This window comes from Burkholderia sp. S-53 (assembly GCF_025560745.1).
GTDB lineage: Bacteria > Pseudomonadota > Gammaproteobacteria > Burkholderiales > Burkholderiaceae > Burkholderia > Burkholderia pyrrocinia.
Genome location: NZ_CP090484.1, coordinates 723,591 through 736,759 on the forward strand (window position 1 = coordinate 723,591; position 13,169 = coordinate 736,759).

Here is a 13,169-nt window from a genome sequence, read left to right on the forward strand (position 1 = left end):
CGCGATGACCCGCCTTTCCCTTCCGCACGGCCAGCTTTGCGTCTGGACGGATATCGACCCCGCGCACGAAGCCGATTTCAACGCGTGGTACGACCGCGAGCACATGCAGGAACGTGTCGCGATTCCCGGCTTCACGCACGCACGGCGCTTTCGCGCGACCGACGGCGGCCCGCGCCAATACCTCGCGCTGTACGTAACCGACGCGCTCGACGTGTTCCGTAGCGACGCGTACCGGCGCGCATTCACGCAGCAGACCGCATGGTCGCTCGCGAACTTCGAACGCATGACGGGCACGCAGCGGCGCGTCGGCGAACTGACGATCGAGGCCGGCGACGGCGAAGGCGCGCATCTCGCGTTGTTCGTGCTGCCGCCGGATCGCATCGACGTGCCGCCACTGCGCGAACGCTTCGACGACGCGCTGCGCGAGCCGTGCATCCACGCCGCGCGGCTCTTCCGCACGGCGCCCGACCTGTCCGCGCCGATCGGCGCCGATGCGGCCGCCCGCCCGGCCGCCGATGCGCTCGTGCTGATCGAAGGCAGCGACGCCGCCGCGACGCGCCGCGTGGCCATCGCACTCGCCGGGCACGACGACGTGCGCACCTTCAACCTGCTGTGGCGCGCCGCCGCGCCGCAGCAGGTTGCGCACCAGGGCTCGGAAGTCGAGCCGACCGCCGCTGCACTGCCTGCCTGAACGCTAACGCCGACGCCGGCCGCGCCGCTTCCGCACGCGGCCGACGCGTCGGCCCCGCGCCTGATCCCGTTCTCCGTCACGACATGCCCGATACCATGAGCACTCTCGCCCAGCCCGCCGTCCACGCGCCCCGCCGCGTCCGCAACAGCCGACTCGCGACCGCGAGCATGATCGGCACGTCGCTCGAGTGGTACGACTTCACGATCTACAACACGCTCGCCGCGCTCGTCTTCAACCACCTGTTCTTCCCGTCGGTCGATCCGCTGGCCGGCACGATCCTCGCGTTCTCGACCTATGCGGTCGGCTACGTGTCGCGCCCGCTCGGCGGTTTCGTGTTCGGCAATCTCGGCGACCGCATCGGCCGCCGCGCGGTGCTGATGCTCACGCTCTTGCTGATGGGCGTAACGACCGCGCTGATGGGTGCGCTGCCGACCTATGCGCAGGTCGGCATCCTCAGCCCGATCCTGCTCGTCGCGCTGCGCTTCGTGCAGGGCGTCGCGCTCGGCGGCGAATGGGCCGGTGCGGTGCTGCTGTCGGTCGAGCATGGCGACCAGAACCGGCGCGGGCTGTCCGCGTCGTGGACGCAGATGGGCCCGTCGTTCGGCACGCTGCTCGGCACCGGCTGCATCGCGCTCGTGACGCTGTCGACCACGTCCGCGAACTTCCTGTCGTGGGGCTGGCGCGTGCCGTTCGCGGCCAGCGCGCTGCTCGTCGTGTTCGGCTTCTGGCTGCGGCGCGGCGTCGACGAAACGCCGCAGTTCGAGCAACTCGCCGACTCGCACGCGACCGCCGAAGTACCCGTCGCCGACGTGCTGAAGTACCACTGGCGGCGCCTGCTGATCGCGGGCGGCGCGCGGATCGGCTCGGACGTGCTGTATGCGCTGATCGTCGTGTTCACGCTGACCTACGTGACGACCGTGCTGCACCTGTCGCGCCCCGTCGCGCTGACGGCCGTGATGGTCGGCACGGCCTGCAACGCGCTCGCGGTGCCATTCTTCGGTGCGCTGTCGGACCGCTTCGGCCGCCGGCCCGTGTACCTCGCCGGCGCGATCGCCGGTGTCGTGTGGGCATTCGTGTTCTTCGTGATGCTCGATTCGGCGCGCCCGGGTGCGATCGTCGCCGCTGTCGCGATCGGCCTCGTGATCCATGCGGTGATGTACGGCCCGCAGGGCGCGTTCGTGACCGAACAGTTCCCGACGCGCGTGCGCTATGCGGGTTCGTCGCTCGCGTACACGCTCGCCGGCATCGTCGGCGGCGGCTTCGCGCCGCTCGTGATCGCCACGCTGTTCCGGCAGACGGGTACGACCACGGCCGTGTCGCTGTATGTCACCGCAGCGCTCGTCGTCACCTCGATCGCACTCCTCGCCGCGCGCGAGACCGCGCATCGGCCGCTCGCGGATTGAGCGCCGCCGCCAGCCGGTTCATTCCTTCGCACTTCAAACGGATATCCGCATGCAAGCCCTGTCGTTCAACGTGATTTCCCTGCAACGCGCGCCGGCCGCCGTCGACGTCGAGATCGAGCGCGTCGTGATTGCCGGCTGGGCCGGCCGCGATCCGGCAGCGATTCGCGCGCACATCGACGAACTCGCGGCGCTCGGCGTCGCGCCGCCTTCGACCACGCCGTGCTTCTATCGCGTATCGTCCGCGCTGCTTACGCAGGCGCCGTCGATCGGCGTACTCGGCGCACGCTCGGGCGGCGAGATCGAATGCGTGCTGGTCGACAGCCCGGCCGGCACGCTGGTCACGGTCGGCTCCGATCATACGGATCGCGAAGTCGAGGCGTACGGCGTGGCAGTGTCGAAGCAGGTGTGCGCGAAACCGCTCGGGTGCGATGCGTGGCTTTACGCGGATGTCGCCGATCACTGGGATGCGATCGAGATGCGCTCGTGGTTGATCGCGCGTGACGGCGAGCGCATTGCGTATCAGCACGGCGCGGTCAGCGGCCTGCTTGCGCCGGACGCGCTGTGGCAGCGCTTCGACGACCGCCGCACGATGCCCGCGCGCTGCGCGATGTATGGCGGCACGGTCGCCGTGCATGGCGCGATCGCGGCGATGGGCGACGGCGACGCTTTCGAGATGGAACTGCACGATCCGGTGCTCGGGCGCAGCATTCGGCACCGGTATGCGGTCGACGTGCTGCCGGTCGTGGCGTGACGGGGGAGCGACGCGACTGATGCCGATGTGCACGACATGTCGGCGGGCACCATGCGTCTCTACGAACGGCATCGTGCCCGCCAGCTCTCGCTCGCCGACCGGCAACAAGTCGCCGTTCACTTGAGACACCCCAACCCCGCCAGTGTCGCCTCCACTGCCGTATCGAGCGGCGTCACCGGCTCGCGGCCGAGCACCGCGGTCACCCGCGCGTTGTCCATGCGGAGCGGCTCGCGCCACAGGTAGCGCATCTCCAGCATTTCGCGCAGCGTCGTGACGAACGGCGCCGCGGCCCACACGAGCCACCACGGGAACTTGCGCACGGCAGGTCGCATCCCGTGCCGCTGCGCGACGCGACTGATGGCCTCGGCCATCTGCGTGCCGTCCGCATCCCAATGCCCGCCGAGATGGAAGCGCGCAAACGGCTCCAGCGTGTCGCGCCGCTCGATCAGCTCGACCATCGTGCGCGCGACGTCCGGCAGATACGCCCACTGATGGCCAACGCCCGGCCGCCCCGGCACGCTGATGGTCGACACAGGCCGCCCGGCCTTGATCAGCCCCTGCGCAAACCAGTTGTTGCCGGCACGCACTCCGAAGAAATCGCCCGCGCGCACGATGATCGTCCGGACGCCCTGCGCGGTCGCCTCCTGCAGCCGCCGCTCCAGTTCGACGCGGATCGCGCCCTTGCGCGTCGTCGGATGCTGCGGTGCATCCTCGCGCAGCACCGGAAACGCGTCGGCGCCGTAGTTGTAGACCGTGCCGGGCAGCACGACGGTCGCCTGCGCCACCGTCGCCGCCGCGATCGTGTTGTCGATCATCGGCAGCACCTGAGTCGGCCAGTTCCGGTAGCCGGGCGGGTTCACCGCGTGCACGATCACGCTGCAGCCACGCGCGGCCCGCACCACCGCCTCGCGATCCAGCGCGTCGCCGCGCATCCACGTCATCCCGTCGCGCTCCACGACTTCGGCATCGAGCCCGCGCTTGAGCGCGCGCACCTGCCAGCCGGCATCGCGCAACTGCCGCGCGACTTCCCCGCCAATCCCGCCGCTCGCGCCGAGCACGAGTGCCTGTCGTTGCGTTCCGCCTGCGTTCGTCGTCATAACCGCTCTCCTTGAATGAACCGTCGTGAGATGCATTCTGGCGCGCCGACGACTAACAAGGAATTGCCTAGCCTGGCTGATCAGCTATACATTTATGCATGACCACCGATCTGAACTGGGAACGCTACCGCACCTTCCTCGCGGTACTGACCGAAGGCTCGTTGTCCGGCGCGGCGCGCGCGCTCGGCATTACGCAGCCGACGGCCGGCCGCCACGTCGCGGCGCTCGAGGCCGCCTTTGGCCAGACGCTGTTCACGCGCTCGCCGTCGGGCCTGCTGCCGACCGAGGCGGCGCTCGCGCTGCGCGGCCATGCGGAGGCGCTGCGCAGCGCGGCGGCCGCGTTCGAGCGCGCGGCCGCGAGCCACGGCGCCGGCGTGCGCGGCACCGTGCGGATTTCAGCCAGCGACGTGATCGCCGTCGAGGTGCTGCCGCCCATGCTCTCGCAATTGCGGCGCGACCATCCGGGGCTCGTCATCGAACTGGTGCCGACCGACCGCATCCAGGACGTGCTGAACCGCGAGGCCGACATCGCGGTGCGGATGGCGCCGCCCGCGCAGGACGCACTCGTCGCGCGGCGCGTCGGCGCGCTCGAAGTCGGGCTGTATGCGCGCGACGACTACATAGCGCGCAACGGCACGCCCGCGACGATCGACGAACTCGCGCATCACGCGCTGATCGGCTTCGATACCATCACGCCGTTCATCCGTTCGGCGGGGCGCGGAATGCCGCTTTGGAAGCGCGAGGCGTTCGCGCTGCGCACCGACAGCAACCTCGCGCAGCTCGCGATGATCCGCGCCGGCTACGGTGTCGGCTTCTGCCAGACGGGGCTCGCGAAACGCGACGCGCGGCTCGTGCGCGTGCTGCCGGACGGGCCCGCGATGAAGCTGGAAACCTGGGTCGTGATGCACGAGGACCTGCGGACGAGCCCGCGCTGCCGGGCCGTGTTCGATGCGCTGGCGGACGGGTTGCGTGCGTACGCCGACGGCGAAGCCGCCGAATAGACGGCGTGAAGAGGCCGCGCGAATCGCCCGGAACGCGTTACTCGTAGATTTTCCCGGCGAACAGGATGTCCGCGATGCGCCGCCACGGATTGCCGGGCACGGCGTAGAAGCGCAACCCTTCCTCCGACGCTTCGGCCCAGTCGACCATCGCCTCCAGGTACGCGCCGATCGAGCCGTTTTCCCAGCCGAGCGCACCGCGCGCGTACGGCGACGGCGGCAAGTCGGCTTCGAGCTGCCGCTCCGTGTTCCAGTCGTGGCCGAGCACGCGCAGGAAATGGATCAGCGAGCGCTCGTCGACCACGCGCTCCAGCGCGTCCTGCAGCCTCGCGGCCATCTGGTTTTTCAGTTCGTCGTTCATGCGTAGGCCCCCGCTCTCGGTTCAGAAAGCTTCCAGCGCACACCACCCGGGATAGTTCTCCTCGACGATGAAGAAATCATCGAAGTAGGTCAGGCCCAGCCCCTCGAGCGATCTCATGCAATCGTCGGCTGCATCGCCGCCAAAGAACGGGCCGAGCGACACTAACCGCTCCGATTCGTCAAAGCAGCGGGTGAAATTGAATTCGAGCAGGATTTTCGAGAGGTCGGCACCTTTCTCGACCAGCGCCGCCCGCCGCACGACAATTCCGAAGTCTCTCGCGATTTTCATCGGTACCCCCTCCCGTCGAATGCGTGTCGTCGCATCTCACGACCCCGCCTCCCTCACATCAGCAACTGCCGCGACAGCACCTCGCGCGCCTGCGTGACGGTTTCGCGTTCGCCCGGCATCGGCGGCGTCAGCGAAAACACCGCGTCGGGCAGCGGCGGCAGACGGTATTTCGCGCCGAGCCGCATCATCCCGTCGCCGATCGCCGACGCGCACAGGCACCCGACACCGAGCCCCGCCGCAAGCATCGACTGCAGCCCCGCGACGCCCGACGCGCTGTGCACGAGCACGTACGGCGTGTGCTGCTCGTCGAGCGAGCGCAGCGCGATCTGATGCATCATGCAGTCGTCCGGCAGCAGCACGAGCGGCAACGGCTCGGGCAATTGCTCGGCCAGCGCCGGCGACGCGACCCATGACAGCGGCTCGCGCCGCAACACCCAGCGCGTATCGGCCGACGCCGGCCGGAACGGCCCGCTCGACAGATGCATCACGACACCGAGATCGATCTGCCCTCTCGCGTGCGCCGTCTCGATGTCTGCGCTCTTCATCGCGCTCACGTGCAGGCTCAGCTGCGGGTAGCACTCCCGCAGCCGCGCCAGCATGCCCGCGACTTCATTCGTCCGGTAGTAGTCGGTGATCGCGACACGCAGCTCGCCCTTGATCGCCTGCCCGCGCAGTTCGTCGAACGCGGCCTCGTTCAGCGCGACGATGCGCCGAGCGTGCTGCAGCAGCCGCGTGCCGGCCGGCGTCGGCTCGACGCCGCGCTTGCTGCGCACGAACAGCGGCACGCCGGCGCGCGATTCGAGCTTGCGCACCTGCTCGCTGACCGTCGACTGCGACAGGTGCAGCAGCGGCGCGGCGGCCGTCAGGCTGCCGGCATCCGCGACCGCCGCGAAAGTGCGCAACTGGTCCAGGTCGAAACCGCGCATCACCATTCTCCATCCATCGAATAACCCGATGGATGCTACCACCATTTCCCGCTTTTCCGATTCATTGACCGCACCCAGAATACGCGGTCAATGGCCGGCCTGCGCCACTTGCGCATACGGCCCTCATTCTTTCGGACCCTTCGTTCATGACGAACCCCACCCTTGCCCCTTGCGCGCCGGCCGGCGCGGCTGCCGCGGCGACGCCGCGCAGCCATCACGGCTGGGCGCTCGTGGTCCTGCTGGTCGGCGCCATTCTGCCGCCGCTCGACTACTTCATCGTGAATCTCGCGCTGCCGGCCATCCGCGACGGCATCGGCGCGCGCCCGGCCGAGCTCCAGCTCGTCGTATCGGCCTATGCGTGCGCGAACGCGGTCGTGCAGATCACCGGTGGGCGCCTCGGCGACCTGTACGGCCGCAAGCGCATGTTCATGCTGGGGATGGCCGGCTTCGTGCTCGCGTCGACGCTATGCGGGCTCGCCGGCAGCGGTACGGTGCTGGTCGGCGGCCGCGTGCTGCAGGGCCTGTTCGCGGCGATCCTCGCGCCGCAGGTGCTCGCGACGATCCGCAGCGTGTTCAGCCCGCAGGAACAGGTGCGCGTGATGGGCTACTACGGTTTCGCGTTCGGCCTCGCGGCCGTGATCGGCCAGCTCGGCGGCGGCGCACTGATCAGCCTGCATCCGTTCGGGCTCGGCTGGCGCGCGATCTTCCTCGTCAACTTGCCGATCGGCATCCTTGCGCTGATCGGAAGCTGGCGCTTCATCCCGGAAAACCGGCCGCCGCGCGGCCAGCGCATCGACGTGCCAGGCACGGTGCTGATGTCGTTGTTCCTGCTGATGCTCGTGTACCCGCTCACGCAGGGCCGCGAGGCCGGCTGGCCGCTGTGGATGATCGCGTGCGTCGTCGGCGCGCTGCCGATGCTCGGCGCGCTGCTGGCGGTCGAAGCGCGCAGGCTCGCCCGCGGCCACGATCCGCTGCTCGACGTGCGCCTGTTCCGCAACCCGGTCGTCGCGCTCGGGCTGATGCTCGCGTTTCTGTTCTACATGCTGAGCGCGTTCTTCCTGAGCTACGGGATCTATCTGCAGGGCTGCCTGAACTGGTCGCCGCTCGCGGCGGGGTTCGCGATCCTGCCGCTCGGGCTCGGCTTCCTCGCGAGCCCGCTGCTGATGCCGCGCCTCGTCGGCCGGTTCGGTGGGTATCGTGTGCTGACGCTCGGCTACATGATGCTGGCGGCCGGCGTCGCGACCGCCGCCGTGCTCGCCCGCGAAAGCGCGCCCGGGCCCGGCTTCTACGCAGGCATCGCGGCGATCGGCATCGGGCAAGGGCTCGTGCTGCCGTCGGTCGTGCGGATCGTGCTAGCGGAAGTCGACGCGGCGCGCGCGGGCGTCGCGTCAGGGATGGTCAGCGCGATGCTGCAGATCGGCGCAGCCGTCGGCGCCGCGACGATCGGCGGCGTGTTCTTCGCGCGGCTCGGCGTGCATCCGGCCGCGGTCGATTACGTGCAGGGGTTCCGGACGTCGATGTTCACGCTGACGGTCGTATTGCTCGCGTGCATCGCGCTGTCGACGGCGCTCGGGCCGCTGCATCGGCGGCGGCATGCGGGCGCGTGACGCGGGACGGAGATCGCACCGCCGGCAGGACCGAAGCGGGAATCGCGAATGCGCGGCCGCTCGCCGGCATCCGGCTCACCGGCGTTGTTTGCGTTGCGCCTGCCGCGCTTCCCACTCGGCCAGTTCGATGCGATAGCGCGCGAGCGCGTCGTCATACAGATCGAAAACGCACGGTGAACAGCCGCTGTTGCAGCAGTCTTCCAGTTCAGGCTGTTCGGGCGGGGTCGGACGGGGATCGTCGGCGGACGAATCGGACGGATCGGTGGGGGCAGGCGTGGGCACGGCGAAGATCGAATGACGAGGAACGTCCACCAGTATAAGTGGATGCCGCCCGGCCTGCCGCCAGCGTCGGATCCGTCCGCAGGCGCGCGCACGCGGCCCCCCCACGAGTTCGAGGTACGCGGTACCGTCAAGCGCCGCGAGATCCCTGATCACGGCCGTCGCCGAAATTCCGCGGGTGCGATTCCGCCGGCCTTCGTCTCATGCATGAACCGGCAGGCCGGCCGGGGCAACCCCGGCCGGCAGCACGCGCGATCCCGCACACTTACTTCGCCGGCGCGCCCGGCTTCACGGCATCCGCGCCCGACTTGTCGGCCAGCGGCTGCCACGCGGCGCCGAGCGCATACCAGTCGATGCGGCGCGTGAGCGTCATGATGCCGGCGAGGATCGCGAACAGCAGCAGCGAACCGAGCATCAGCGCGTTGTCTTCCGACAGCAGCAGCCCGTAGAGCGCCGCGTACAGCATCGCGAGCAGCGCCGCGAACGTCGCGCCGCGCTTCACGCTGTGCAGCACGAACGACAGGTAGAAGCCCAGCAGCCCGATGCATGCGCCGCTCGCCGCGAGATAGGCATAACCGAACGCGATGTGCTCCGACAGGCTCAGCAGCAGCAGGAAGAACAGCGCGAGCGACAGGCCGACCAGCAGGTACTGGATCGGGTGAATGCGCAGCCGCTTCACGAGTTCGTACATGAAGAAGCTCGCGAACGTGAGCATCACGAACAGCGCGCCGTACTTCGTCGCGCGTTCGGCCTGCAGATAGACGTTCACGGGTTCGATCACCGACACCGACGCCATCTCGATCGCACCCTCCCCGTTGCCGGTCGCGACCTGCTCGCGCGCCCTCGTGTTGAACGACGTCACGTGCCAGTTGCTGGTGAACCCATGCGCATCGATCGTGCGCTCACCCGGCAGGAACGCGCCGCCGAAGCTCGGATGCGGCCATGTCGATGTCAGCGAGAAATCGTTCTGGTCGGCCACCGGTGCGAATGCGACGGATTCCGCGCCCGCCAGCGGCAGGTCGACGCTGAACGGCACGACGGCCCCTGCGTTTGCGTCCGCCAGCGCTGCAAGGTCGAGATTCGCGTGCACGCCCTGACGCAGGCTGTCCAGCCGCGTGCCCTGCTCCACGTCGAACCGCTTGCCGCCGACGCGCAGGTCGGGCTGCGCCTTCAGCCCGCGAATGTCGCCGATGCCGATCGCGACATACGCGCTGTCGACCGCGAAGCTCACGTGGCCGTCGGCCTGCGGCAGCTTCTTCAGGTCCGGCAGCGCCAGCGTGCCCGTCAGCCGGCTGTCCAGCCCGTACACGAGCGCCTTGTGGATGCCGCGGTAGCGCGTCTCGACCTTGAGCGTGCCGTCGACCTTCAGCGTCTTCGGAAACACGAGCAGACGTTTCGTCTCGCTTTTCAGGCTCGTCTTCGCCGCGCCGCCGGCCTTCGTTTCGTCGCGCACGCGCGTGATTTCCGTGTAGCGCACGACGAGCACCGGCCCCGTCACCGTCTGCGGCCCCGCGTAGCTCGCCCAGATGCTCTGCAATGCGCTCTGGCGATACTCGGCGCGTTCCTGCACGATGCTTTGGACCATGTGCAGCGGGATCAGGATCGCCAGCGCGAGAAACGCGGTGATCACGGACTTGAACAACAGGACTCGATTCATTGCTGACAGGTACCGGAGTGGAAGATACGGTCAGCATGAGCGGGCCCGGTGAACGGCGCTTGAAGCCGGTGTGAAGCGAATGTGTGGCGAGCGTGAAGCGCGGTCAGCCCGGCGACGGCAGCGTGAGCGTCGCGCACGCGCCGCCTTCGTCGCGGTTCGCGAGCGCGACCTGGCCGCGATGCAGCATCGCGACTTCGCGGACGAAACACAGCCCGAGGCCCGTGCTGCGATCCTGCCCGTCGGGGCGCGGCAGCGAATAGAAGCGTTCGAACACGCGCGACAGCGCGTAGTCGGGCACGCCGGGGCCGTCGTCGGCAACGCGCACGACCGCGACGTGCGCCCTGCCCGCCGGCTGCCGCTCCAGCGCGATCCGGATCGTGCTGCCCCGCGGCGCGAAATCCAGCGCGTTGTCGAGCAGGTTGCCGAGCGCCTGGCGCAGCAGGAACGGATCGCCTTCGACGATTGCCGGATCGGAAGCGTCGTTCGCATCGATCCGCAGGCTCACGCCGCGCGGGCGCGCACGCGGCTCGATATCCTCGACGAGCTGTTCGAGCACCGGCAGCAGCGCGACCGGTTCATGCACCGACAGGCGCTGCTTCTGCTCGACTTCGGCCAGCGCGAGCAGCTTGCGGATCATCTGTTCGAGGCGGCCGGCCTGGCGGCGGATGTTCTCGGTGAAGCGCCGGCGGTTCGCGACCGGCATCTCTTCCTGCAGCAGTTCCGCCGCGCCGCTGATCGCGGCCAGCGGGCTTTTCATCTCGTGCGTGAGCGTGTGGATGTAGGTTTCGACGTACTGCCGGTCTTCCAGCCGCTGGTGCATGCTTTCCACCGCGCGCCCGAGCTCGGCCAGCTCGTTCGCGCCCTGCAGCGGCATCGCCGCGCGCTCGCCCGCCGCGATCGCGCGTGCATAGCGTTGCAGGCGCCGCAGGCCGAGCACCAGCCACCATGTGCAGGCGGCGCCGATCAGGATCGCGCCGCCCATCAGCAACGCGCCGTACAGCATGATCTTGCGCTGGCTGCGCGCGATGAACGGCGCGACCGTCTGGTTCGGTTTCGCGATCGTCAGCACGCCGATGATCTCGTTCCCGCGCCGGATCGGCGCCGCGACGTGCATCACGGTGCTGCTTTCGTCGTTCGGATCGGAGCGCGTGCTGCGTGCGCCGTATTCGCCGCGCAGCGTCCGGTACACGTCGTTCCAGCGCGAATAGTCCTGCCCCACCGCGCCGCCGTCCGAGTCGTAGCGCACGATGCCGTGCGCGTCGGTGATGTAGATGCGATAGCTGATCGTGTTCTTGTGCATGCCCCACACGTTCGCGCTGACCGGGCTCGCGTGCAGTTTTTCGAGCTGCCGCGCGAAGGCGCCGTCGGCGATATGCCCGTTCGCCATGTCGTCGGCGGCCAGCGTCGCCAGCACCTGCGCGGTGTCGACTAGCGTGTCCTCCATCGCTTCGCGCACGCCGGGTTTCACTTCCTGCACGAACACGCGCAGCGTGATCAGCGCGGCAAGACCGACGATCAGGAAAAAGCCGAAGAAGATGCGCAGGCCGATATGCATGAGCTGTGCCGGTCGTTACGGTTGCAGCGAATAACCCATCCCGCGATGCGTGCGGATCGGGTCGCGCTCGGGATCGATCGCGCGCAGTTTCGCGCGCAGCGTCTTGATGTGCGTGTCGACCGTGCGGTCGGCCGAATCGAGCGCCTCGTGCCACACGAGGTCCATCAGTTGTTCGCGCGAATAGATGCGCCCCGGATGCCGGACCAGCAGCGCCAGCAGACCGAATTCGTAGCGCGTGAGGTCCAGTGCATGGCCGAGCCACGTCACGCGCGCACCGTCGGTGTCGAGCACGAAGCCCGGCGCGGTGATCGCGGCCTGCGCCTCTGCCGGCGCGGGCGCGGGCGTCGGTTGCGGCGTGGCAGTCCGGTAGAAGCGCCGCAGGATCACGCGCACCCGCGCGGCCAGCTCGCGCGGCGAAAACGGCTTGACCACGTAGTCGTCGGCGCCGATTTCGAGCCCGACGATCCGGTCGATTTCGTCGTGCCGCGCGGTGAGGAAGATCACCGGCACGTCGGTGAACGTGCGCAGCCGCCGGCACACTTCGAAGCCGCTGAGGTCCGGCAGGCCGACGTCGAGCACGACCAGGTCGAAGCGCGTGTCGCGCAGATGGTCGAGCGCCGCCTGCCCGAGCGTGCAGTGGACGGTCTGCATGCCGTCCGTGCCGAGGGCATAGACGATCGTGTCCGCGATCGCCATTTCATCTTCGACGATCAGGATATTGGGCTGATTCATGGTCTCGGGCTGGGCTCGCGCGTTTCCGGTGCGACATTGTACGCACGGCCGGCCGCGGCGCGAGCCACGGCACCGCCCGGGCGCGCTACGCGACGCGGCCGTTCACCGGAATCGATGCGCCGGTGATCGCCTGCGCGTCGGCCGACAGCAGGAAGCCGATCGTCGCCGCGATCTGTTCCGGCCGGACCCAGCGTGTGAAATCCGCGTCGGGCATGTCCGCGCGGTTCGGCGGCGTATCGATGATGCTCGGCAGGATCGCGTTCACCGTCACGCCGCGGTCGAGCAGTTCGGCCGCCAGCGCCTCGGTGAGCCGCGCGACGCCGGCCTTCGCGGCCGCATAAGCGCCCATGCCCGCGCCGGCCTTGAACGCCGCGCCCGCGCCGATGTTGACGATACGGCCGGCCGGGCTCGCGAGCAGGTACGGCAGCGCGGCCTTCGACGCGTTCAGCGCGGTCTTCACGTTCAGCTCGTACATGCGGTCCCACGTGGCCGCGTCGCCGTCGGCGATCGTCTGCCACACGAATGCGCCGGCGATGTTCAGCAGCGCGTCGACCCGGCCGAATTCGCGTTGCACCGATTCGAGCGCGCGTGCGGCGGCCTGAGGGTCGACTAGGTCGATGCCGCCGATGCGCAGCGCGTCGGCCGGCACGCCGGGCAGCGTCTGCGCAGCGCCGCGGCCGATCATTGCGACGCGTGCGCCGCGCTCGCCCAGCCACGCGGCCGTCGCGACGCCCAGATGACCGAATCCGCCGGTGATCGCGACTGCCTTGCCTTTCAGGTCGTGTTCCATCGATATGCTCTCCTGGAGCGAAGGTGGGTTGTTG

Annotated in this window: 14 protein-coding genes; 5 read left to right on the top strand and 9 right to left on the bottom strand. The window is 69.1% G+C overall.

Features of this window, described 5'->3' with window-relative positions; translation table 11 throughout:
- The first annotated feature begins 4 nt into the window (after positions 1-4).
- The 3 genes from LXM88_RS25445 to LXM88_RS25455 all read left to right on the top strand — a co-directional run bounded on the left by LXM88_RS25445 (position 5) and on the right by LXM88_RS25455 (position 2,845).
- Positions 5-691 (top strand): DUF4286 family protein, encoded by a 687-nt coding sequence (locus LXM88_RS25445; RefSeq protein ID WP_262545315.1) that lies wholly within the window; start codon positions 5-7, stop codon positions 689-691.
- A gap of 83 nt (positions 692-774) precedes the next feature.
- Positions 775-2,094: an MFS transporter gene (locus tag LXM88_RS25450; RefSeq protein WP_262545317.1), complete on the top strand. Its 1,320-nt coding sequence runs from the start codon at positions 775-777 to the stop codon at positions 2,092-2,094.
- A gap of 49 nt (positions 2,095-2,143) precedes the next feature.
- A complete protein-coding gene (locus LXM88_RS25455) occupies positions 2,144-2,845 on the top strand; it encodes a DUF2848 domain-containing protein (protein WP_262545319.1) in 702 nt (233 codons plus the stop codon).
- Between the two features lie 116 nt (positions 2,846-2,961).
- Here LXM88_RS25455 and LXM88_RS25460 read toward each other — a convergent pair whose 3' ends face one another.
- Positions 2,962-3,942, bottom strand: coding sequence for an NAD-dependent epimerase/dehydratase family protein (locus LXM88_RS25460; RefSeq protein ID WP_262545321.1), 981 nt, complete (start codon positions 3,940-3,942; stop codon positions 2,962-2,964).
- 98 nt (positions 3,943-4,040) lie between these two features.
- On the opposite strand from LXM88_RS25460, the gene LXM88_RS25465 reads away from it, so the two are divergent.
- Complete coding sequence (locus LXM88_RS25465; RefSeq protein WP_262545322.1) at positions 4,041-4,943, top strand: LysR family transcriptional regulator; 903 nt, start codon at positions 4,041-4,043, stop codon at positions 4,941-4,943.
- A gap of 37 nt (positions 4,944-4,980) precedes the next feature.
- Here the strand turns inward: LXM88_RS25465 and LXM88_RS25470 are convergent, their stop codons facing one another.
- The 3 genes from LXM88_RS25470 to LXM88_RS25480 are packed head-to-tail and all read right to left on the bottom strand — an operon-like array spanning position 4,981 to position 6,515.
- Entirely contained in the window at positions 4,981-5,301 is a 321-nt protein-coding gene (locus tag LXM88_RS25470; RefSeq protein WP_262545324.1) for a DUF7660 family protein, read from the bottom strand.
- A gap of 21 nt (positions 5,302-5,322) precedes the next feature.
- A complete protein-coding gene (locus LXM88_RS25475) occupies positions 5,323-5,589 on the bottom strand; it encodes a hypothetical protein (RefSeq protein WP_262545325.1) in 267 nt (88 codons plus the stop codon).
- 53 nt (positions 5,590-5,642) lie between these two features.
- Positions 5,643-6,515 (bottom strand): LysR family transcriptional regulator, encoded by an 873-nt coding sequence (locus LXM88_RS25480; RefSeq protein ID WP_262545326.1) that lies wholly within the window; start codon positions 6,513-6,515, stop codon positions 5,643-5,645.
- A gap of 146 nt (positions 6,516-6,661) precedes the next feature.
- Here LXM88_RS25480 and LXM88_RS25485 point away from each other — a divergent pair, with 146 nt between their 5' ends.
- Positions 6,662-8,122: an MFS transporter gene (locus LXM88_RS25485; RefSeq protein WP_262545327.1), complete on the top strand. Its 1,461-nt coding sequence runs from the start codon at positions 6,662-6,664 to the stop codon at positions 8,120-8,122.
- A gap of 75 nt (positions 8,123-8,197) precedes the next feature.
- On the opposite strand, the gene LXM88_RS25490 is transcribed toward LXM88_RS25485, so the two are convergent.
- From LXM88_RS25490 to LXM88_RS25510, 5 genes are all read right to left on the bottom strand, one after another.
- The gene (locus LXM88_RS25490) at positions 8,198-8,404 is read right to left on the bottom strand and encodes an oxidoreductase-like domain-containing protein (RefSeq protein ID WP_262546922.1); all 207 of its coding nucleotides are present in this window, start codon (positions 8,402-8,404) and stop codon (positions 8,198-8,200) included.
- A gap of 262 nt (positions 8,405-8,666) precedes the next feature.
- Positions 8,667-10,058, bottom strand: a complete 1,392-nt coding sequence (gene creD / locus LXM88_RS25495) for a cell envelope integrity protein CreD (protein WP_262545328.1) — start codon at positions 10,056-10,058, stop codon at positions 8,667-8,669.
- Between the two features lie 103 nt (positions 10,059-10,161).
- The gene (gene creC, locus LXM88_RS25500; protein ID WP_262545329.1) at positions 10,162-11,613 is read right to left on the bottom strand and encodes a two-component system sensor histidine kinase CreC; all 1,452 of its coding nucleotides are present in this window, start codon (positions 11,611-11,613) and stop codon (positions 10,162-10,164) included.
- A gap of 15 nt (positions 11,614-11,628) precedes the next feature.
- Entirely contained in the window at positions 11,629-12,345 is a 717-nt protein-coding gene (gene creB, locus LXM88_RS25505) for a two-component system response regulator CreB (protein WP_262545331.1), read from the bottom strand.
- Positions 12,346-12,430: 85 nt separating this feature from the next.
- Positions 12,431-13,135 (bottom strand): SDR family NAD(P)-dependent oxidoreductase, encoded by a 705-nt coding sequence (locus LXM88_RS25510; protein ID WP_262545333.1) that lies wholly within the window; start codon positions 13,133-13,135, stop codon positions 12,431-12,433.
- Between the last annotated feature and the right edge of the window lie 34 nt (positions 13,136-13,169).

What these genes read in the sequence shown, in the direction of transcription:
- LXM88_RS25445 (WP_262545315.1), top strand. Translation starts at nt 5, where the DNA reads ATGACCCGCCTTTCCCTTCCGCACGGCCAGCTTTGCGTCTGGACGGAT.
- LXM88_RS25450 (WP_262545317.1), top strand. Translation starts at nt 775, where the DNA reads ATGCCCGATACCATGAGCACTCTCGCCCAGCCCGCCGTCCACGCGCCC.
- LXM88_RS25455 (WP_262545319.1), top strand. Translation starts at nt 2,144, where the DNA reads ATGCAAGCCCTGTCGTTCAACGTGATTTCCCTGCAACGCGCGCCGGCC.
- LXM88_RS25460 (WP_262545321.1), bottom strand. Translation starts at nt 3,942, where the DNA reads ATGACGACGAACGCAGGCGGAACGCAACGACAGGCACTCGTGCTCGGC.
- LXM88_RS25465 (WP_262545322.1), top strand. Translation starts at nt 4,041, where the DNA reads ATGACCACCGATCTGAACTGGGAACGCTACCGCACCTTCCTCGCGGTA.
- LXM88_RS25470 (WP_262545324.1), bottom strand. Translation starts at nt 5,301, where the DNA reads ATGAACGACGAACTGAAAAACCAGATGGCCGCGAGGCTGCAGGACGCG.
- LXM88_RS25475 (WP_262545325.1), bottom strand. Translation starts at nt 5,589, where the DNA reads ATGAAAATCGCGAGAGACTTCGGAATTGTCGTGCGGCGGGCGGCGCTG.
- LXM88_RS25480 (WP_262545326.1), bottom strand. Translation starts at nt 6,515, where the DNA reads ATGCGCGGTTTCGACCTGGACCAGTTGCGCACTTTCGCGGCGGTCGCG.
- LXM88_RS25485 (WP_262545327.1), top strand. Translation starts at nt 6,662, where the DNA reads ATGACGAACCCCACCCTTGCCCCTTGCGCGCCGGCCGGCGCGGCTGCC.
- creD (WP_262545328.1), bottom strand. Translation starts at nt 10,058, where the DNA reads ATGAATCGAGTCCTGTTGTTCAAGTCCGTGATCACCGCGTTTCTCGCG.
- creC (WP_262545329.1), bottom strand. Translation starts at nt 11,613, where the DNA reads ATGCATATCGGCCTGCGCATCTTCTTCGGCTTTTTCCTGATCGTCGGT.
- creB (WP_262545331.1), bottom strand. Translation starts at nt 12,345, where the DNA reads ATGAATCAGCCCAATATCCTGATCGTCGAAGATGAAATGGCGATCGCG.
- LXM88_RS25510 (WP_262545333.1), bottom strand. Translation starts at nt 13,135, where the DNA reads ATGGAACACGACCTGAAAGGCAAGGCAGTCGCGATCACCGGCGGATTC.